We start from the raw sequence: 20,469 nt of genomic DNA, 5'->3' as shown, positions 1-20,469 counted from the left end.
CGCAGCGCATCGGGTCGGCGGGCGTGGCGGAATTGGTAGACGCACTGGATTTAGGTTCCAGCGGCGAAAGTCGTGGGGGTTCGAGTCCCTCCGCCCGCACCAGACTTGGCCGGATTTCTCAAGCGCGGCGGCGGGCAACCCGACGGCGCGCGTTTGGATTTTTGAATTAACGAGCAGTTGGCGGAACGAAACAATGAACGTGACCGAAACCCTGTCCCAGGGCCTCAAGCGCGAATTCCAGGTGGTGCTGAACGCTGCCGACCTCAAGACCAGGCTCGATGATGGCCTGCAGGGCCTGCAGGGCAAGGCGCGTATCAACGGTTTCCGCCCCGGCAAGGTACCGGTCGCGCATCTGCGCCGTCTCTACGGCCGCTCGGTCATGGCCGATGTGCTGCAGAACGCAGTCAACGAGGCCAACCAGAAAATCGTCGCGGATAACGGCCTGAAGCTCGCTTTCGAGCCGCAGATCCGTTTCCCCGAGAATAAGGACGAGATCGAGGCCGCGATGGAAGCCAAGGGCGACCTCGCCTTCACGGTGGCGCTCGAGGTCCTGCCGAAGATCGAGCTCGCCGACATCTCCGATGTTTCGCTGGTCAAGCCGGTTGCGGAAGTGCCGGAGAGCGAAGTCGACGCTGCGCTCGAGCGCATGGCGTCGCAGAATCGCAGCTTCACCTCGAAGGGTGAAAAGGCCAAGGCCGAGAAGGGCGATCGCCTGATGATCTCCTTCGTCGGTACGCTCGAGGGCCAGCCCTTCGACGGCGGCACCGGCGAGGGCATCCCACTCGATCTCGGTGCGGGGCAGTTCATTCCCGGCTTCGAAGACCAGCTCGAGGGTGCCAAGACCGGCGAGAAGCGCACCGTCAAGGTGACGTTCCCGGAGAACTACACCGCGACCCACCTTGCCGGAAAGCCGGCGGAGTTCGAGGTCACCGTCGACGACGTGCAGGGCCCCGACGCCCTCAAGATCGACGACGAACTCGCCAAGGGCTTCGGCATGGAGTCGCTCGATGCGCTCAAGAGCGCCGTTCGCGAGCAGATCGGCCGTGATTTCGGCGCCCAGTCGCGCCGCAAGATCAAGAAGAGCCTGCTCGACGCACTTGATGGCAAGTACACGTTCGAGCTGCCGCCGACCCTGGTCGAGCAGGAATTCGCTGCCGTCTGGAGCCAGGTCGAGGCCGACATGAAGGACGCGAAGAAGACCTTCGCGGACGAGAATACCACCGAGGACGAGGCCCGCGCCGAGTACCGCCGGATCGCCGAGCGCCGGGTGCGCCTGGGCCTTGTGCTGGCCGAAATCGGCGAGCAGGCCAAGGTCCAGATCTCTGATGACGAGGTCACCCAGGCCCTGGTCGAGCGCGTCCGTCAGTTCCCCGGGCAGGAGAAGCAGGTCTGGGAGTTCTACCAGAAGAACCCGCAGGCTCTCGCCGAGATCCGCGCTCCGATCTTCGAGGAGAAGGTCGTCGACCATTTGCTCAGCCAGGTGAAGGTCGAGGATCAGACGGTCAGCCGCGAGGCGCTCTACGCCGATGAGGACGCCACTGAGGAGGCCGGTGAGGCCAAGCCGAAGAAGGCAGCCGCCAAGAAGGCCAAGAAGTCCGAGGCCAAGGCCGACGACGCAGCCAAGGCCGACGACGCTTCGGCCTGAGACTTTCGGAAACCTTGATTCAAGATTGGCGCCGCCCGGCAATGGCCAGGGCGGCGCTTCCCTTTTCAGCCACGATCCGCGTGCTTATGTGGATGGCATTCACGAAATCCGCTGATTCCCGGCGACCGCGACCCCAAGGATAGACCCATGCTGCGCGATCCGATCGAGACCTACAACAATCTCGTCCCGATGGTGGTCGAGCAGTCGAGCCGCGGCGAGCGCGCCTTCGACATCTACTCGCGCCTGCTGCGGGAACGCATCATCTTCCTGACCGGCCCGGTCGAGGATTTCTCCGCCTCGCTGATCGTGGCGCAGCTGCTGTTTCTCGAGGCAGAGAATCCGAAGAAGGAAATTTCCTTCTACATCAACTCGCCGGGGGGCGTGGTCACGTCAGGCCTGTCGATCTATGATACGATGCAGTTCATCCGCTGCCCGGTCACGACATTGTGCGTCGGGCAGGCGGCCTCGATGGGCTCGCTGTTGCTGACCGCGGGTGCCAAGGATATGCGCTTCGCGCTGCCGAATGCGCGCATCATGGTGCATCAGCCCTCCGGCGGCTTTCAGGGCCAGGTCACCGATATCCTGATCCACGCGCGCGAGGTCGAGAACCTCAAGCGCCGGTTGAACGAGATCTATGTCAGGCATACCGGGCGCAACTACGACGAGGTCGAGGCTGCGCTGGAGCGCGACAACTTTATGACTGCCGAGGCGGCCCGCGATTTCGGCCTGATCGACAAGGTCATCGATCGGCGTCCGGAAGACGCCGCGGCCTGAACGGGCCGGAATGGAGAACCGGGCAGGGGCCGAAGCACGCCTTGGGCGTTTCGGCTTTCGTCTGGTGTCGGCTGCGACGAGCCGCCCCGCTATCTGTGGGTTGGCTTGCTCAGCCGGGCGTCCCATATTGATTTGGAAAGCGGCCCCATGCTTGCATGGGGACTCGGGTGAGCGGACAGGCACAGCTGGTGTCCGGTTTTGGGTCAGGTTTTCAGGTCAGATGTCTCGGCCTGGCGCGTTAACCTAATAATCGCGAACTGAGCGGCCTATTATGACGGAGAGACGACGCCCGCACCCGCTTCGGCTGGTGTGGACCGACTCCGGAAATGGAGATGAACGATGAGTAAGGTCAGCAGCGGCGATTCGAAGAGCACGCTCTACTGCTCCTTCTGCGGCAAGAGCCAGCACGAGGTTCGCAAGCTGATTGCGGGACCGACCGTGTTCATCTGCGACGAGTGCGTCGAGCTCTGCATGGACATTATCCGCGAGGAATCCAAATCCGCGCTGGTGAAGTCGAAGGACGGCGTGCCGACCCCGCGCGAGATCCGCAAGGTGCTGGATGACTATGTCATCGGCCAGGACCACGCCAAGAAGGTGCTCTCGGTTGCGGTTCACAACCACTACAAGCGGCTCTCGCACGCGACGAAGCACAACGACGTCGAGCTGGCGAAGTCGAACATCCTGCTGATCGGGCCGACGGGCTCGGGCAAGACGCTGCTCGCGCAGACGCTCGCCCGTATCCTCGACGTGCCTTTCACCATGGCGGATGCGACGACGCTGACCGAGGCCGGCTATGTCGGCGAGGATGTCGAGAACATCATCCTGAAGCTGCTCCAGGCCTCCGACTACAATGTCGAGCGGGCGCAGCGCGGCATCGTCTATATCGACGAGATCGACAAGATCAGTCGCAAGTCAGACAATCCCTCGATCACCCGCGACGTCTCGGGCGAGGGTGTCCAGCAGGCGCTGCTCAAGATCATGGAAGGCACGGTCGCCTCCGTGCCGCCGCAGGGCGGGCGCAAGCATCCCCAGCAGGAATTCCTGCAGGTCGACACCACCAACATCCTGTTCATCTGCGGCGGCGCCTTCGCCGGACTGGACAAGATCATCTCCAGCCGCGGCAAGGGCACCTCGATCGGCTTCGGCGCGATCGTGAAGGCCCCGGACGACCGCCGTACCGGCGCGATCTTCCGTGAGGTCGAGCCCGAGGATCTGCTGAAGTTCGGCCTGATCCCGGAATTCGTCGGCCGTCTGCCGGTCCTGGCGACGCTCGAGGATCTCGACGAGGCGGCGCTGAAGACGATCCTGACCGAACCGAAGAACGCGCTGGTGAAGCAGTATCAGCGCCTCTTCGAGATGGAGGATACCGAACTCACCTTCACCGACGAGGCCGTCAGCCTGATCGCGCGCAAGGCAATCGAGCGCAAGACAGGCGCACGCGGCCTGCGTTCGATCATGGAAAGCATCCTGCTCGAGACCATGTACGAGTTGCCGGGGCTGGAAGGCGTCGAGCAGGTCGTGATCGGGCCGGAGGCTGTCGAGAACAAGTCGCGTCCGTTGTTCATCTATGCGGAACGCGAGGAAGATGCGAAGTCAGCCTCGGCCTGACATCCGCTGAATCCTGTAATTTCGGGAACGCGCGCCGGTTGGCGCGCGTTTTGCGTTCGAGAGGCCGTTGCCTTGCCGGAATCGCTCCTTGCGGCAAAGCAACGTTGGAAGACCTCTTCGGCTTGCTTGAAAGCCGGCACAGAAGCCTCCACTTTAGGTGCACCTGCGAGAGTCGCGCGCCTTCTAAGGGCGGGGCCCGCGGGGGCGGTCAGGCGAATGGTCGTCTAGCCGCTTACGTCCGATCGTTCCGCCCATCAGGGGGTTCGCCGGGCGCAACTGCAAAGGATAAGTCATGACTGGCTCGGCGCCCCGCGCTCCTTTCGTTCCCGGCGAGACCGGCACCTATCCGGTTCTCCCCCTGCGCGACATCGTCGTTTTCCCCCATATGATCGTCCCGCTCTTCGTCGGGCGCGAGAAGTCCATTCGCGCCCTTGAGGAAGTGGTCAAGACCGACGGCCTGATCCTGCTTGCGACGCAGAAGAACGCCGGCGATGACGATCCGGCGACCAAGGACATTTATGAGATCGGCACGCTCGCCCGCGTGCTTCAGCTGCTGAAGCTGCCCGACTCCACCGTCAAGGTGCTGGTCGAGGGCGTCGGCCGCGCCAAGGCGACCTCCTATGTCGCCGAGGAAGCCTTCTATCAGGCTGATGCGATCGGCCTCTCCGAGGAAGAGGGCAAGAAGGTCGAGGTCGAGGCACTCGGCCGCTCGGTCGTCAGCGAGTTCGAGAGCTATGTGAAGCTCAACAAGAAGATCTCGCCCGAGATCGTTGCCGCCGTCTCGCAGATCGACGAGCCCTCCAAGCTCGCCGACACGGTTGCCTCGCATCTTGCCGTCAAGATCGCCGACCGCCAGGCCGTGCTCGAGATCGTCAATGTCGCGCACCGCCTGGAGAAGGTGCTCTCGCTGATGGAAAGCGAGATGTCGGTTCTGCAGGTCGAGAAGCGCATCCGCTCGCGCGTCAAGCGCCAGATGGAGAAGACCCAGCGCGAGTACTATCTCAACGAGCAGATGAAGGCGATCCAGAAGGAGCTTGGTGACGGCGAGGAAGGCCGCGACGAGCTGGCCGAACTGGAAGAGCGCATCGTCAACACGAAGCTCTCCAAGGAAGCCCGCGACAAGGCGATGGCGGAGATGAAGAAGCTTCGCCAGATGTCGCCGATGTCGGCCGAGGCGACGGTGGTCCGCAACTATCTCGACTGGATGCTCGGCATTCCGTGGGGCAAGAAGTCGAAGATCAAGAAGGACCTCGCCGTCGCCCAGCAGGTGCTCGACGACGATCACTACGGGCTCGACAAGGTCAAGGACCGCATCGTCGAATACCTCGCCGTGCAGCAGCGCGCCAACCGGCTCGCCGGCCCGATCCTGTGTCTCGTCGGTCCTCCCGGCGTCGGCAAGACCTCGCTCGGCAAGTCGATCGCCAAGGCGACCGGCCGTGAGTTCGTGCGCATGTCGCTCGGCGGCGTGCGCGACGAGGCCGAAATCCGTGGCCACCGGCGCACCTATATCGGTTCGATGCCCGGCAAGATCATCCAGTCGATGAAGAAGGCGAAGACCGCCAATCCGCTTATCCTGCTCGATGAGATCGACAAGATGGGTCAGGACTTCCGTGGCGATCCCTCGGCGGCTCTGCTCGAGGTGCTCGACCCCGAGCAGAACGCGGCCTTCAACGACCACTATCTGGAGGTGGACTACGACCTCTCGAACGTGATGTTCGTGACCACGGCCAACACGCTGAACATTCCGCCGGCCCTTCTGGACCGCATGGAGGTGATCCGCATTGCTGGCTACACCGAGGAAGAAAAGGTCGAGATCTCTCGTCGTCACCTGATTCCGGAGACGATCAAGAAGCACGGCCTTGAATCCAAGGAATGGTCGATCGATGACGAGGCCCTGATGACGCTGATCCGGCGCTATACGCGCGAGGCCGGCGTCCGCAACCTCGAGCGCGAGCTTTCCAACACCGTGCGCAAGGCGGTGAAGGACATCATCCTGACCAAGAAGAAGAAGGTCGCGATCACCCCGACCGTGCTTGAGGACTATCTCGGCCCGCCGCGCTACCGCTATGGCGAAGCCGAGACCGAGGATCAGGTTGGTGTCGTCACGGGTCTTGCCTGGACGGAGGTCGGCGGCGAACTGCTGACGATCGAAGGCGTCATGATGCCCGGTCGGGGCAAGATGACCGTCACCGGCAATCTGCGCGACGTGATGAAGGAATCGATCTCGGCAGCGGCATCTTATGTCCGCTCGCGTGCCATCGATTTCGGCATCGAGCCGCCGCTCTTCGAGCGGCGCGACATCCACGTCCACGTTCCCGAGGGCGCGACCCCGAAGGATGGGCCATCGGCCGGTATCGCCATGGCGACTGCGATCGTCTCGGTCCTGACCGGCATTCCGACCCGTCGTGACCTTGCCATGACCGGCGAGGTGACGCTGCGGGGCAGGGTGCTGCCGATCGGCGGCCTCAAGGAGAAGCTCCTGGCCGCGCTGAGAGGCGGTATCAAGAAGGTGCTGATCCCAGAGGACAATGCCAAGGACCTGGTCGATCTGCCGAAGTCGGTGAAGAGCGGTCTGGAGATCGTGCCGGTGGCGCGCATGGAGCAGGTGCTCCAGCACGCGCTGATCCGCCAGCCGGTGCCGATCGTCTGGGAGGAAGACCTCTCGGCGGTTCGGCCCAAGGCGGCTGAGGATGACGCTTCCGGTGGGCTCGTCGCCCACTGAGGCATCCCGCACGACGCACGAGTGACGAGAAGGCCGGCAGCATCGCTGCCGGCCTTTTTCGTTTCCGGATGGTTGTCGTGATTGCGCTGTGTTCCGCTCGCTCGCAGCTTGCCGAAGAAGGCGCTTGAGCCGGTCCCTGGGTCATAGCTTACGCCGGGGTCGAGGAGCAGAGATGAGCAACCGATCCGACAGAAACATGTTGCTGGCCGCTCATGAATGCGCAGAGCGCATTGGTATGACGGCGCGTGCGCTGCGCCTACGAGAAGCGCGGCCTGATCAAGCCGCGCCGCACCGAGAAGGGCTGGCGGCTCTACGGCGCCGAGGAGATCGCCCGCCTGCATGAGGTCCTTGCGCTGAAGCAGCTCGGGCTCAGTCTGGCACGCATCACCGCGCTGCTGCAGGGCAAGGCGGTCGATCTCGATCGCATCCTGACGCTGCAGCAAGCCGCCCTGCGGGAGCAGCACAGCCGCACTGAGCGTGGGCTGTCTCTGGTCGGGGCGGCGTTGGCGAAGCTGTCGACCGGCGGCTCATTGTCGACCGACGAACTGATCAAGCTGGCGAAGGAGGCCACGATGAGTGAAACGCAGACCGACGAAGTCGCCTGGCGGCGCTATGAGCAAGCGCGGCCGCGCCCCGCTATCACGATCGATCCGGCCCTGCTCGACGACTATGTCGGGGACTACCGGCTCACCTCCGGGCTGATCCTGTCGATCAGTCGAAAGGGCGATGCGCTTCTTCTGGAAACGTCGGGGCAGATGCCCGTGGAACTCTTTGCCGAGAGCGCCACGAAGTTCTTTCTGAAGTTTCCAGCAGCGCAGGTCAGCTTTGTTCCCGGTCCTGGCGGGCGCGCCGAGGCCCTGGTCCTCCATCAGGATGGCCACGAATCGATGGCCGAGCGCATCAGCGCGGACGAGGCCCGGAGGATCGCAGAGGCGCTGGGCCGCAGGGTCCAGTCCAACCTCCCGCATCCCGACAGCGAGACGACACTGCGCCGCGTCATCGAGGAGCATCAGGCAGGATATCGCTATGTCGAGAAGATGAGCCCGGAACTGGCTGTGGCCGTCGAGGAGCAGTTCTCCCTGGTGAGCGCTGCGTTGCTGGCCAAGGGGGCTCTGGAGGCGCTGCGCTTCAACGGCGTCGGACAGAGTGGGGTCGATGTCTATGAGGCGCGCTTCGCCGCGCCCGGCGTGCTGGAATGCGGAATCGGCTGGACTGACGACGGCGTGATTCACACCCTGTGGCTGCGACCAGTGCCATAGGCGCGAGAGCGTCTTCCGATTCGAAGCGAGAATCGACGGCGCGTGCAGACGGCGAATCTGCAGCGCCTGCGGCGGTCACTTCGACGCATCAAACACGTCGTGATGGAGCGCTCGAAACCGTGCTTGGACCACACCGAAAACAATGAGAGGCGAAGGCGGGAGGAGCAGTCACCCCGGGCCCAACATCATCCAAAACCGCTTGTAACGGTGGATGCGAATTTTCATCTATCTGCTTGAGATAAATGGCGCGGGCGACGGGGCTCGAACCCGCGACCTCCGGCGTGACAGGCCGGCACTCTAACCAACTGAGCTACGCCCGCGCTGGGCGGCTAAGGCGTCTTGGCCTCAGCGAGGTTGGGATTAGGGTGCCGGGCCGGCGGTGTCAAGCGCGAGGTGCCGGCAAAATTCATCTTCCCCAAATTCCAAACCGTCGGGTGCGCCGGCAGGCGCAAGCCGCCGACTTTTGCAGTGCAAAACGAGACACAAGTCGCCTCGAACTCGATTTCATCGGCACTTTCGGCTGCTCGCGTGAGCCGTCGCGCGTCGTGAAAGCTCGAGCCGGGCAGAGGCTCAGAACCCCGAAAATGGGCCGGGGCCCGGTCCAAAGACGGATTCGGCAGGCTCCTCAGCCGAAGCACCTCAGCCGAGTTATCAACAGGCCGGTTCGGCCGACAACTTTCGGACACGCTCGCAACGGCCACCCCCATTGGAGAGGGCGGCTTCATGGCATCGCGGAGCGCCGAGCCGGCTCCATTGCCGGCTTTTTGTTCGCACACGAATCCGCTTGCCGGCCGAAATCTGCTCATGCTTACCTGTGGTTAACCAACAGGCCCGGGCGGGGGCGAAACGATGACGGACGCGACGCGCATTCGACAATTGCGAGCGGAACTCTGCCTCCGGCTTGAGGCGCATGGCGTCGCAGGCCCGCGGGCAGCGCAGATGATCGACCCGATCGGGATGGTAACCAGCTGGCCGCTGGGTGAGCCTGTGGAGCAGGCTGGCGACCATCCGGCGCTGCTCCGCTCAGAGGCTCGCGACGCTCACATACTGGGCTGTCTCGATGGCGCGATCCGTCAGATCTCCCGGCGATGATCGGTGCGGGGCGACACGATCAGAAAGCTGCTCGAGCAGCTGAGCGAAACGACGGGGCACGATCCAGGGGAGGCGCCAGCAGCTCTCATCTCCCCGGCCCTGAACTGGTCGGATTGTGCGGATGGCAGCGAGCGTGGCTGTTGATCCTCGTCTTGCTGCTGCTGCTGTGGGGCGCTCCCTGGATCATCGTGCACGTCACGAGAACGGCGTCCCTGTGAACGGCTCGGCGACCTCTGGGCGTTGTCCGCGCGCACAGGATAACGACACTTCACGGCCGGTGCCTTGCAAAAGGGTCAAAGGGCCGTCGCATGTACGGTGCAATCAACCACCCTGCCGATCGAGAATGCAGAACAGGGCTATGGACCGATAGACACCCGTTGCCGCGACAGCCTGAACGAATCCCTGGGGGCGGCAATCGCGGACAGAATGGGGCTAGATGAGCACACCGGCCCCGCGCTCTGCCGGAAGCAGGGCGGGAACTGGCCTGAATTCATGGTGCCGGGCGCTGGTGGGCGGTGACGGGCTCGAACCGCCGACCCTCTCGGTGTAAACGAGATGCTCTACCAACTGAGCTAACCGCCCCTCCGAGTTGCGGTTTAAGGCTTCATCGCCGCGCCTTCAAGCCTTGAGAACAGGGGAAGCCAGGATAAGGCCCCTCCAGTCTCACCAGGGCCGGCGTGGTCCCGTGTCGATGTGGATAAGTCCGTTCCAGTAGACCTTGTGGCCGCCGACCTCCGGGAGTGAGCGGGCATAGTCGAGCACGACGCGCGGCCGCACGCCGGGTACGCGGAAATCCATGGCCTCACAGCGCTTATGATAGGAGCCGCGCCGGGCGCGCCAGGGCGGCCGCCAGGTCGAGGTCACCTTCACGGCTCCGTACTTGTCGGCAATCTTGCCGAGAATCGATTTGAGCAATTGCGGCAGGCAGGCGGTCGAGGTGCCGGGGTCAGTCGAGATGCCCGGCCGGTCCGGTTTTTCGTCCGGATCGAAGGCCGGCTCCGCTCCGGCCTTCTGGCCGGGTGTCAGCTTCGGCCATTCCGGGCCTTCATCTTCATCGGGTTCTGTCGCGGCAGGCGAATTCGGGGCCGGCGGAGAATCGGCCTGCTCGGCGACTGGCACGGGAGCAAGAACCGGGGCGGCCGGGGGAGGGACCACGATGGCAGGCATCGCCGCCTTTGCCGGCAGGTCCAGATCGAAGGGACGTCCGGGTGGGAGCGGCGCCAGCATCATCTGGCCGTCCTCTGCGCCGGCGTGAGATGCCGACAAGGCGAAGACGATCGCGAGCAGCGGCAACGGGAACCTGAGCGGCAGGGGCGATCCGGTATTTCCTGTAGGCAAGGGCTTAGGCAAAGGCATCTCAGGGGGTGGGCGCTGGCAGGAAGACGGCGCGTGTCTCGGCGCCGAGGAGCGGAAGCTGCGGCGTCTTTGCGCAGAGCGAGAGAAGTTCGGCAGGCGCCGCGGTGACCTTCTCGACGTCGAGCAACGGACGCTGCGCGCCGCCGGCATAATAGCCGGCGAGCCACAGCACGAGCTGACTCTGGTCGTTGCCGGTCATGGCGCTGAAATCGGCGCAGGTCGCGCGGGTGAGATCGATACTCTCGGCATGTGTTGCACCAGCGGGGGCGAGCACGCTTCCGGCCAGAGTCGCGAGCGCCGCGATATGGTGGAGTGGTCGGACCATGCGTCTCGCTCCTGGGGCGGCTGATTCCCGCAATAAAGCCGATTCGTAACCATCTTGTCGCGGCGCGCGCCTGCTACTTGGTGCGAGCTATCGGTTTCGCAGTAAAAAATGCGTGCAATGCGTCTGGTTCATTGCGGTGGCGCGGTTGTGCGACGCGGCGAACCCTTGCGTGATTCTAGAGTAGGGGCTAATCGACTGCCGATGCGTGTGCCGCGGGTCTGGGCCCGCGAAGCGAGGTTGTCCATGCAAGCATTACCTGTACCGTCCTTGCTGAGCGACTACCTGCCGCTGGCCATCTTCATCGGCGTTTCCATGGTCATTGGTCTTGCGCTGCTGATCGCACCGTTCGCCGTCGCGTATTCAAAACCGGACGCTGAAAAGCTCTCCGCCTATGAGTGCGGTTTCAACGCGTTCGATGACGCGCGCATGAAGTTCGATGTCCGCTTCTATCTGGTCTCGATCCTGTTCATCATCTTCGATCTCGAGGTCGCCTTCCTGTTCCCCTGGGCGGTCGCATTCGGCGATCTCGGCTGGTATGGTTTTTGGTCAATGATGATCTTTTTGGGCGTCCTGACCGTCGGATTCGTCTACGAATGGCGCAAGGGCGCGTTGGAGTGGGACTAACCGTCGGCTCGCGAGGCGCCGCCTCGGTGTTGATCTGACGGTAACGGGTTCACAAGGGTAGTTTCATGGCAATCACAGCGATCGACCGCGGCGATCCGCTCGTCGCGCCCGCGCCCCGGGGGCTGCTCGGCCCGGACGGGAAGCCGGTGGGTGCGCGCGATCCCTTCTTCGTCGAGATCAACAACGAACTCGCGGACAAGGGTTTCCTAGTCACGGCGACCGACGACCTGATCAACTGGTCGCGTACCGGTTCACTGATGTGGATGACCTTCGGCCTCGCCTGTTGCGCCGTCGAGATGATGCAGCTGTCGATGCCGCGCTACGACGTCGAGCGCTTCGGCTTCGCGCCACGCGCGTCCCCACGCCAGTCCGACGTGATGATCGTTGCCGGCACGCTGACCAACAAGATGGCTCCGGCGCTGCGCAAGGTCTATGACCAGATGCCGGAGCCGCGCTACGTCATCTCGATGGGCTCCTGCGCCAATGGCGGCGGCTATTACCACTACAGCTACTCGGTGGTGCGCGGCTGCGACCGCATCGTGCCGATCGACATCTATGTTCCCGGCTGCCCGCCCACTGCTGAAGCGCTGCTCTATGGCGTGCTGCTGCTGCAGAAGAAGATTCGGCGCACCGGCACGATCGAACGCTAAACGCCCTGCACCAAGGCGGGTCTTGCTCCGGTCGTGACGATGCGAGCGGCGAAAAGGTTGAGGTTGAGATGAGCGAAGAGCTCGTGACACTCGGTGAAGAGATCAAGGCTGCGCTGCCTGGCGCGGTCGTGAACGCTGTCGTCGCCTTCGAGGAGTTGACGGTCGAGGTCGAGGCCGCGTCGATCGTCCAGCTCATGGCGACGCTTCGTGACGATCCGCGCTTTCGCTTCGTGAACTTCACCGATATCGCCGGCGCCGATTATCCCGCCCGCGAAAAACGCTTCGACGTCGTCTATCATCTGCTGTCGCCGCGCCATAACCGGCGTATCCGCGTCAAGGTGCAGACCGACGAGGCGACACCGGTTCCGTCGATCATCGATATCTTCCCGGCGGCGAACTGGTACGAGCGGGAGGCCTATGATTTCTATGGAATCCTGTTCTCGGGACACCCGGATCTGCGCCGGATCCTCACCGATTACGGTTTCGAGGGCTATCCGCTGCGCAAGGATTTCCCGCTAACCGGCTTCGTCGAGGTACGCTATGACGACGAGCAGAAGCGGGTCGTCTACGAACCCGTGAAGCTCACCCAGGAATTCAGGAATTTCGACTTTTTGAGCCCCTGGGAAGGCACGGATTACGTGCTGCCCGGTGACGAGAAGGCGAAGGGAGCCTGAACGCGATGGCTGCTGCCGACAAATCCCTGTCCGGAGGCTGTCTCTGCGGCGCGGTCCGTTTTGCGGCCGTGCCGGAGAAGCTGGAAATGGATGTCTGCCATTGCGGCATGTGCCGGAAATGGAGCGGCGGCACCTTCATGGCCGTGCCCTGCACCGGGGTGACGGTCGACGACGACGCCGCGCTCGGCGTCTATCCGTCCTCTGACTGGGGCGAGCGTGTGTTCTGCAGGACCTGCGGCTCCAGTCTGTTCTGGCGGCTGCGCGGCGCAGAGGGGCATGTCGCCGTCTCGATGCAGAGCTTCGACGACCTTTCGCCCTTCGCCTTCACCGAAGAAATCTTCATCGACGAGAAGCCAGCGCTCTATGCCTTTGCAGGAGAGCGGCCGCGCAAGACCGGCGCGCAGGTCGTCGCCGAATTCGCCGCGAAACAGGCGGGCTGAGAATGACCGAGCACAACATCCGCAATTTCTCGATCAATTTCGGGCCGCAGCACCCGGCGGCACACGGCGTGCTGCGCCTGGTGCTGGAGCTCGATGGTGAGATCGTCGAACGCGTCGATCCGCATATCGGCCTGCTGCATCGTGGCACCGAGAAACTGATCGAAGCCAAGACCTATCTGCAGGCGCTGCCCTATTTCGATCGGCTCGACTATGTCGCGCCGATGAACCAGGAGCATGCCTATTCGCTTGCGGTCGAGAAGCTGATGGGGGTGACCGTGCCGCGGCGCGGCCAGCTCATCCGCGTGCTCTATTCCGAGATCGGTCGCATCCTCTCGCATATCCTCAACGTCACCACGCAGGCCATGGACGTCGGCGCGCTGACGCCGCCACTCTGGGGCTTCGAGGAACGCGAGAAGCTGATGATCTTCTACGAGCGGGCCTGCGGCGCGCGCATGCATGCGGCCTATGTTCGGCCGGGCGGCGTTCACCAAGACCTGCCTCCCTCGCTGATCCACGATATCGCCGAATGGTGCGACCCGTTCCTCAAGGTCTGCGACGACCTCGAGGGGCTGCTCACCGACAACCGCATCTTCAAGCAGCGCAATGTCGATATCGGCGTCGTCGATCTCGACACCTGCTGGAAATGGGGGTTCTCGGGCGTGATGGTGCGCGGCTCCGGCGCCGCCTGGGACCTGCGCAAGAGCCAGCCCTATGAATGCTATGAGGAGATGGAATTCGACATCCCCATCGGCAAGAACGGCGACTGCTACGACCGCTACTGCATCCGCATGGAAGAGATGCGCCAGTCCGTGCGCATCATGAAGCAGTGCTGCGCGAAGCTGCTGGCGGCCGATGGCGGCGGGCCGGTCTCGTCCCTCGACGGTAAGATGGTGCCGCCGAAGCGGGGCGAGATGAAGCGCTCGATGGAAGCGCTCATCCACCATTTCAAGCTCTACACCGAGGGCTACAAGGTTCCCGAAGGCGAAGTCTATGCCGCCGTCGAGGCGCCCAAGGGCGAGTTCGGCGTCTATCTCGTCTCCGACGGCACCAACAAGCCCTATCGCTGCAAGATCAAGGCTCCGGGCTTCGCCCATCTCCAGGCCATGGATTTCATGTGCCGCAAGCACATGCTGGCGGACGTCTCCGCGATCCTCGGCTCTCTCGACATCGTTTTTGGTGAGGTGGACCGCTAATGTCCGTCCGTCGTCTCGCACCCGATCATATTCAGCCCGCTTCCTTCGCCTTCACGGCGGCGAACGAGAACTGGGCCGACCAGCAGATCGCCAAATATCCGGAAGGCCGGCAGGCCTCCGCCGTGATTCCGCTGCTGTGGAAGGCTCAGGAACAGCATCATGGCTGGGTTCCGCGCGCCGCGATCGAGGCGGTGGCGAAGAAGCTCTCGATGGCACCGATGCGCGTGCTGGAGATCGCGACCTTCTACACCATGTTCAACCTGCAGCCGGTCGGCGCTCACTTCATCCAGCTCTGCGGCACGACGCCTTGCGCCTTGCGCGGTGCTGAGGCGCTGAAGAAGGTCTGCGAGGATGTCATCGGCCCGCAATCGACCGTATCTGCCGATGGCAAGCTGTCCTGGCTCGAGGTCGAATGCCTCGGCGCCTGCTGCAACGCCCCGATGGCGCAGGTCAATTTCGACTATTACGAAGACCTGACGCCCGAGAATTTCCGCGCGCTCCTCGATGATCTGCGACATGATCGTCCGACCAAGCCCGGCCCGCAGGTCGACCGCTCCTGCTCAGAACCGGTCGGTGGTGGCGAAACGCTGAAGGATCCGGGCCTCTATGACGGCTCCGTGATCGGGGCCGGCAACTGGCAGGCTCGCGTCGCCGAACAGCGCAAGGCGGCGGCCGAGGCTGCAGCCGCCACGGCTGCGGCGGAAGCAGCGGCCAAGGCTGCCGAGGCGACGCCGGCTGCGGTTGAGACCAAGCTTGCGACCGAGACGGCGGCTCCCGCCCGTCCGAAGCCTTCGTCCCCGGCCCAGCCTGCGGGCTCCGCGCAGGACACACCGGCAGCCGGCGGCAAGGTCGACAAGGACGCCGTTGCTGAATCTGCGAAGCCGGCTGATGCGCCGGCGCGCCGTACGCGGGCTGCCAAGCCCAGCGACAAGCCGAAAGAGTGAGGCGAGACATGCTCGCAGATCGCGACCGCATCTTTACGAACCTCTACGGCCGGCACGACCTGTCGCTGAAGGGCGCCATGGCGCGTGGCGCCTGGGACGGCACCAAGTTCCTGCTCGAGCAGGGGCGCGACTGGATCATCGACGAGATGAAGCGCTCGGGCCTGCGCGGGCGCGGCGGCGCCGGCTTCCCGACCGGTCTCAAGTGGTCATTCATGCCGAAGCAGAACGACGGGCGTCCGCATTACCTCGTCGTCAATGCCGACGAATCGGAGCCCGGCACCTGCAAGGACCGCGAGATCATGCGCAACGACCCGCATACGCTGGTCGAGGGCTGCCTGATCGCCTCCTTCGCCATGGGCGCGCATGCGGCCTACATCTATATTCGTGGCGAATACGTCCGTGAGCGCGAGGCGCTGCAGCGCGCCGTCGACGAGGCCTATGCGGCAAACCTCATCGGCAAGAACAACAAGCACGGCTATCCGTTTGATCTCTATGTGCATCACGGCGCTGGCGCCTATATCTGCGGCGAAGAAACGGCGCTGCTGGAGAGCCTCGAGGGCAAGAAGGGCATGCCGCGGCTGAAGCCGCCATTCCCGGCCAATGTCGGCCTCTATGGCTGCCCGACCACCGTCAACAATGTCGAGTCGATCGCGGTGGCGCCGACCATCCTGCGCCGCGGCGCGAGCTGGTTCTCCTCGCTCGGCAACCCGAACAATGTCGGCACCAAGCTGTTCTGCGTCTCGGGCCATGTGAATAAGCCCTGCAACGTCGAAGAGGTGATGGGTATCCCGTTCCGCGAGCTGATCGACCGCCATTGCGGCGGCATCCGCGGCGGCTGGGACAATCTGCTCGCCGTCATCCCCGGCGGCTCTTCCGTGCGCATGGTGCCTGCGGAGCAGATCATCGACACGCCGATGGATTTCGACTCGCTCTCGAAGCTGCGCTCGGGCCTCGGCACCGCCGCGGTGATCGTCATGGACAAGTCGACCGACATCGTCCGCGCCATTGCCCGCATCAGCTATTTCTACAAGCATGAGAGCTGCGGCCAGTGCACGCCGTGCCGCGAGGGCACGGGCTGGATGTGGCGCGTGCTCAACCGCATGGCCGAGGGCAGGGCGCAGAAGCGCGAGATCGACATGCTGCTGGACGTCACCAAGCAGGTCGAAGGCCACACGATCTGCGCACTCGGCGATGCCGCGGCCTGGCCGATCCAGGGCCTGATCGCGCATTTCCGTCACGAGATCGAAAAGCGCATCGACGATTATGCCGCCAATCCGCATTCCGAGCCGGCGCGGCTGATGGCGGCGGAGTAAGACCATGACCAAACTCGTCATCGACGGTATCGAGGTCGACGTCCCGGCCGATTACACCGTGCTTCAGGCCTGCGAGGCTGCCGGCGCCGAAGTGCCGCGCTTCTGCTTCCATGAGCGGCTCTCGATCGCCGGCAATTGCCGCATGTGCCTGGTCGAGGTGAAGGGCGGACCGCCGAAGCCCCAGGCCTCCTGCGCCATCGGCGTGCGCGACCTGCGCCCCGGCCCCAATGGCGAGCCGCCGGTCGTCTCGACCAAGTCGCCGATGGTCAAGAAGGCGCGCGAAGGGGTGATGGAATTCCTGCTCATCAATCACCCGCTCGACTGCCCGATCTGCGACCAGGGCGGCGAGTGCGACCTGCAGGACCAGGCGATGGCCTATGGCGTGGACAATTCCCGCTATGCCGAGAACAAGCGCGCGGTCGAGGACAAGTATATTGGCCCGTTGGTGAAGACGACGATGACGCGCTGCATCCACTGCACGCGCTGCGTCCGCTTCACCACCGAAGTCGCCGGCGGTACCGATCTCGGCGCCATTGGCCGCGGCGAGGACATGGAGATCACGACCTATCTCGAACAAGCGATGGGTTCGGAACTCCAGGGCAATATCGTCGATCTTTGCCCGGTCGGCGCGCTGACCTCGCGGCCCTACCAAAACAAGGCCCGGCCCTGGGAACTGACCAAGACCGAATCCGTCGACGTGATGGATGCGGTCGGCTCCGCCATCCGGGTCGATTCCCGTGGCCGCGAAGTGATGCGCATCCTGCCGCGCGTCAACGAGGCGGTGAACGAGGAGTGGATCTCCGACAAGACCCGCCATGTCGTCGACGGCCTGCGCACGCAACGTCTCGACCGGCCCTATATCCGGCAGAACGGCGCGCTGAAGCCTGCAAGCTGGAACGAGGCCTTCGCGCTGATCGCGGACCGGCTGAATGCGACCGGGCCTGAGCGCGTCGGCGCGATCGTCGGCGACCTTGCCGCGGTCGAGGAGACGTTCGCACTCAAGAGCCTGATGGCCTCGCTTGGGGTCGGTAATATCGATAGTCGCCAGGATGGTGCGAAACTGCATCCCAAGCATGGCCGCGCCAGCTACCTTCTCAATGCCGGCATCGCCGGGATCGAGGATGCGACCTCGCTGCTGATCATCGGTGCCAATCCCCGCAGGGAAGCGCCGATCCTTAACGCCCGCATCCGCAAGCGCTGGCTGCGCGGTGACTTCAAGGTCTCGCTGATCGGCGAACAGGCCGATCTGACCTACGCCCATGACTATCTCGGCGCTGGTCCCGAGACCCTGGCCGATCTCGTCAAGCGCGCTCCCGCCGCCGGCGACAAGCCGATGGTTCTGGTCGGGCAGGGCGCTCTCGCCCGCGCGGATGGCGAAGCGATCCTCTCGCTCGCCGCCAAGGCGGCACAGGTGCTGGGCGCGGTCAAGGATGGCTGGAACGGCTTCGGCGTGCTGCATACCGCGGCCGCGCGCGTCGGTGCGCTCGATCTCGGCTTCGTGCCGGGCGAGGGGGCACTCGATGTCGCCGGCATGGTTTCGCCCGGCGCACTTGATGTGCTGTTCCTGCTCGGCGCCGACGAGGTCGAAGTCCCGGCCGGGGCTTTCGTGGTCTATCAGGGCACGCATGGCGACCGTGGCGCGCATCGCGCCGATGTCATCCTCCCGGGCGCCGCCTATACCGAGAAGTCCGGCACCTATGCCAATACCGAGGGCAGGGTGCAGATGACCGATCGTGCCACCTTCCCGCCGGGCGATGCCCGCGAGGATTGGGCGATTTTGCGGGCGCTCTCCGGTGTACTCGGCAAGACCTTGCCCTTCGACTCGCTCGCGGCGCTGCGCCAGGCACTCTATGCTGCCCATCCGCATTTCGCCGGGCTCGATACGCTTCCCGCGGCTGACGCCTCTTCGCTTAGCGCCCTTGCGGGACTCGGCGGCAAGACCGACAAGGCTGGCTTCGCCTCGCCGGTCTCTGATTTCTACCAGACCAACCCGATCGCGCGTGCCTCGGCCGTGATGGCGGAATGCTCGGCGCTGGCCTCTGGCCGGATGCGGCAGGCGGCGGAGTAAGGCCAGATGAACTGGGATATCGTCCTCGATCTCGCGATCATTCTCGGCAAGAGCCTGCTGCTGCTGGTTTGCCTGCTCGTCTTCATCGCCTTCATCCTGCTGGCGGACCGCAAGATCTGGGCGGCGGTGCAGCTTCGGCGCGGACCGAACGTGGTCGGGCCGTTCGGCCTGTTCCAGAGTTTTGCCGACCTGCTGAAATTCGTCTTCAAGGAGCCGATCGTCCCGTCGAGCTCCAACAAGGGCGTCTTCCTGCTCGCCCCGCTGGTCTCCTGCGTGCTCTCGCTCGCGGCCTGGGCGGTCATCCCGGTCGCGGATGGCTGGGCGATCGCCGACATCAATGTCGGCATCCTCTATATCTTCGCGATCTCGTCGCTCGGCGTCTATGGCGTGATCATGGGCGGCTGGGCCTCGAATTCGAAATACCCGTTCCTCGGCGCCCTGCGCTCGGCGGCCCAGATGGTCTCCTACGAAGTCTCGATCGGCTTCGTCATCATCACCGTCCTGCTTTGCGTCGGTTCGCTGAACCTGTCGGCCATCGTGGAGGCGCAGAACACGAGCTGGGGTATGCTGCGCTGGTTCTTCCTGCCGCTGTTCCCGATGTTCGTCGTCTTCTTCATCTCGGCTCTGGCCGAGACGAACCGGCCGCCCTTCGATCTGCCGGAAGCGGAGTCCGAGCTCGTCGCCGGCTTCATGGTCGAGTACTCCTCGACGCCGTATCTGCTGTTCATGCTCGGCGAATACGTGGCGATCATGACGATGTGCTCGCTGACCACGATCCTGTTCCTCGGGGGCTGGCTGCCGCCGTTCCCGATCGCGCCCTTCACCTGGCTGCCCGGCGTGTTCTGGTTCGCGCTCAAGATCTGCCTGGTGTTCTTCATGTTCGCCATGGTGAAGGCCTTCGTGCCGCGCTACCGCTATGATCAGCTGATGCGGCTGGGCTGGAAGGTGTTCCTGCCGATCTCGCTGGTCTCGGTCGTGGTCGTCGCGGCAGTGCTGCAGATCACCGGCTGGGGGCCGGTGCGCTGATGGAATTATCCACCGCGGGGCTGATCGGCGCTGCCGTCGGTCTGGTCCTGGGGTGGGTGGACTACAAGGTCGTCGGAGGCCTCGTCGAGCGCGCGCTGCGCCGGACGGATACCTCGACGACACGCGAGGAGAAAGACGATTACGAACGGCGCATCAGGCTGTTCAGGATCGTCTTTCTGATCGGCACCATGGGGTTCTTCCCCATTCTGGGTTACCTGCTCGGCCGTCTGCTGTTCGGTTGAGTTTGTGAAGAGGATGAGAGCGATGTCACTCGCGCAAGCCGCCAAAGGGCTGCTTCTCAAGGAGTTCGTTTCGGCGTTCTTCCTGTCGATGCGCTATTTCTTCAAGCCGAAGGCGACGCTCAACTATCCCTTCGAGAAGGGCGTGCTTTCGCCGCGCTTCCGCGGCGAGCACGCGTTGCGCCGCTATCCCAATGGCGAGGAACGCTGCATTGCCTGCAAGCTCTGCGAGGCGATCTGCCCGGCGCAGGCGATCACCATCGAGGCCGGCCCGCGCCGAAATGATGGCACGCGTCGCACCACGCGCTACGACATCGACATGACGAAGTGCATCTATTGCGGCTTCTGTCAGGAAGCCTGCCCGGTGGACGCCATCGTCGAGGGGCCGAACTTCGAATTCGCGACCGAAACCCGCGAAGAACTGTTCTACGACAAGGCAAAACTGCTGGCGAACGGCGATCGGTGGGAGCGCGAGATCGCGCGCAACATCGCGATGGATGCGCCGTATCGCTGAGGC

18 protein-coding genes and 3 tRNA genes are annotated in these 20,469 nt (G+C 64.0%); 17 read left to right on the top strand and 4 right to left on the bottom strand.

Going from position 1 to position 20,469, the window contains the following annotated elements; all coding sequences use genetic code 11:
* The first annotated feature begins 17 nt into the window (after positions 1–17).
* The 6 genes from AB4099_RS26400 to AB4099_RS26375 all read left to right on the top strand — a co-directional run bounded on the left by AB4099_RS26400 (position 18) and on the right by AB4099_RS26375 (position 8,008).
* Positions 18–102, top strand: a tRNA-Leu gene (locus tag AB4099_RS26400).
* 91 nt (positions 103–193) lie between these two features.
* Positions 194–1,645 (top strand): trigger factor, encoded by a 1,452-nt coding sequence (gene tig / locus AB4099_RS26395; RefSeq protein ID WP_441480224.1) that lies wholly within the window; start codon positions 194–196, stop codon positions 1,643–1,645.
* Between the two features lie 147 nt (positions 1,646–1,792).
* Positions 1,793–2,419 (top strand): ATP-dependent Clp protease proteolytic subunit, encoded by a 627-nt coding sequence (locus tag AB4099_RS26390; protein WP_441480223.1) that lies wholly within the window; start codon positions 1,793–1,795, stop codon positions 2,417–2,419.
* A 339-nt stretch (positions 2,420–2,758) separates the two neighbouring features.
* Positions 2,759–4,027: an ATP-dependent Clp protease ATP-binding subunit ClpX gene (gene clpX / locus AB4099_RS26385; RefSeq protein WP_069880648.1), complete on the top strand. Its 1,269-nt coding sequence runs from the start codon at positions 2,759–2,761 to the stop codon at positions 4,025–4,027.
* A 292-nt stretch (positions 4,028–4,319) separates the two neighbouring features.
* Entirely contained in the window at positions 4,320–6,749 is a 2,430-nt protein-coding gene (gene lon / locus AB4099_RS26380; RefSeq protein ID WP_113518438.1) for an endopeptidase La, read from the top strand.
* 245 nt (positions 6,750–6,994) lie between these two features.
* On the top strand, positions 6,995–8,008 hold the full coding sequence (locus AB4099_RS26375; RefSeq protein ID WP_441480222.1) for a MerR family transcriptional regulator: 1,014 nt from the start codon (positions 6,995–6,997) through the stop codon (positions 8,006–8,008).
* A gap of 243 nt (positions 8,009–8,251) precedes the next feature.
* On the opposite strand, the gene AB4099_RS26370 is transcribed toward AB4099_RS26375, so the two are convergent.
* From AB4099_RS26370 to AB4099_RS26355, 4 genes are all read right to left on the bottom strand, one after another.
* A tRNA-Asp gene (locus tag AB4099_RS26370) sits at positions 8,252–8,328 on the bottom strand.
* Positions 8,329–9,606: 1,278 nt separating this feature from the next.
* A tRNA-Val gene (locus AB4099_RS26365) sits at positions 9,607–9,682 on the bottom strand.
* An 81-nt stretch (positions 9,683–9,763) separates the two neighbouring features.
* The gene (locus tag AB4099_RS26360; RefSeq protein ID WP_441480221.1) at positions 9,764–10,450 is read right to left on the bottom strand and encodes a YcbK family protein; all 687 of its coding nucleotides are present in this window, start codon (positions 10,448–10,450) and stop codon (positions 9,764–9,766) included.
* A 7-nt stretch (positions 10,451–10,457) separates the two neighbouring features.
* Positions 10,458–10,781, bottom strand: a complete 324-nt coding sequence (locus AB4099_RS26355) for an HdeA/HdeB family chaperone (protein WP_441480220.1) — start codon at positions 10,779–10,781, stop codon at positions 10,458–10,460.
* 243 nt (positions 10,782–11,024) lie between these two features.
* On the opposite strand from AB4099_RS26355, the gene AB4099_RS26350 reads away from it, so the two are divergent.
* From AB4099_RS26350 to nuoI, 11 genes are all read left to right on the top strand, one after another.
* Positions 11,025–11,405, top strand: a complete 381-nt coding sequence (locus tag AB4099_RS26350; RefSeq protein ID WP_069882720.1) for an NADH-quinone oxidoreductase subunit A — start codon at positions 11,025–11,027, stop codon at positions 11,403–11,405.
* A 65-nt stretch (positions 11,406–11,470) separates the two neighbouring features.
* Positions 11,471–12,055 carry a NuoB/complex I 20 kDa subunit family protein gene (locus tag AB4099_RS26345; protein ID WP_069880655.1) on the top strand — a complete coding sequence of 195 codons (585 nt, stop codon included), beginning with the start codon at positions 11,471–11,473 and terminating at the stop codon, positions 12,053–12,055.
* A gap of 68 nt (positions 12,056–12,123) precedes the next feature.
* A complete protein-coding gene (locus AB4099_RS26340) occupies positions 12,124–12,729 on the top strand; it encodes an NADH-quinone oxidoreductase subunit C (RefSeq protein ID WP_441480219.1) in 606 nt (201 codons plus the stop codon).
* A 5-nt stretch (positions 12,730–12,734) separates the two neighbouring features.
* Positions 12,735–13,169: a GFA family protein gene (locus tag AB4099_RS26335; RefSeq protein WP_441480218.1), complete on the top strand. Its 435-nt coding sequence runs from the start codon at positions 12,735–12,737 to the stop codon at positions 13,167–13,169.
* 2 nt (positions 13,170–13,171) lie between these two features.
* The gene (locus AB4099_RS26330) at positions 13,172–14,362 is read left to right on the top strand and encodes an NADH-quinone oxidoreductase subunit D (RefSeq protein ID WP_441480217.1); all 1,191 of its coding nucleotides are present in this window, start codon (positions 13,172–13,174) and stop codon (positions 14,360–14,362) included.
* A complete protein-coding gene (gene nuoE, locus AB4099_RS26325; protein WP_441480216.1) occupies positions 14,362–15,306 on the top strand; it encodes an NADH-quinone oxidoreductase subunit NuoE in 945 nt (314 codons plus the stop codon). Before AB4099_RS26330 ends, nuoE begins: the two co-directional genes overlap by 1 nt.
* A gap of 8 nt (positions 15,307–15,314) precedes the next feature.
* The gene (nuoF, locus tag AB4099_RS26320) at positions 15,315–16,619 is read left to right on the top strand and encodes an NADH-quinone oxidoreductase subunit NuoF (protein ID WP_113518448.1); all 1,305 of its coding nucleotides are present in this window, start codon (positions 15,315–15,317) and stop codon (positions 16,617–16,619) included.
* Between the two features lie 4 nt (positions 16,620–16,623).
* Positions 16,624–18,687, top strand: a complete 2,064-nt coding sequence (gene nuoG, locus AB4099_RS26315) for an NADH-quinone oxidoreductase subunit NuoG (protein ID WP_441480215.1) — start codon at positions 16,624–16,626, stop codon at positions 18,685–18,687.
* A 6-nt stretch (positions 18,688–18,693) separates the two neighbouring features.
* Entirely contained in the window at positions 18,694–19,713 is a 1,020-nt protein-coding gene (gene nuoH / locus AB4099_RS26310; RefSeq protein ID WP_113518450.1) for an NADH-quinone oxidoreductase subunit NuoH, read from the top strand.
* Positions 19,713–19,955, top strand: a complete 243-nt coding sequence (locus AB4099_RS26305) for a hypothetical protein (RefSeq protein WP_113518451.1) — start codon at positions 19,713–19,715, stop codon at positions 19,953–19,955. Before nuoH ends, AB4099_RS26305 begins: the two co-directional genes overlap by 1 nt.
* Positions 19,956–19,977: 22 nt before the next feature.
* Complete coding sequence (gene nuoI / locus AB4099_RS26300; RefSeq protein WP_043236790.1) at positions 19,978–20,466, top strand: NADH-quinone oxidoreductase subunit NuoI; 489 nt, start codon at positions 19,978–19,980, stop codon at positions 20,464–20,466.
* Positions 20,467–20,469: the final 3 nt, after the last annotated feature.

The sequence above is a fragment of the Allobosea sp. 2KB_26 genome (genome assembly GCF_052115715.1).
Taxonomy (GTDB): Bacteria; Pseudomonadota; Alphaproteobacteria; order Rhizobiales; family Beijerinckiaceae; genus Allobosea.
The sequence above is the reverse complement of the archived record's forward strand: the minus strand, read 5'-3'. Positions and strand labels throughout refer to the sequence as shown.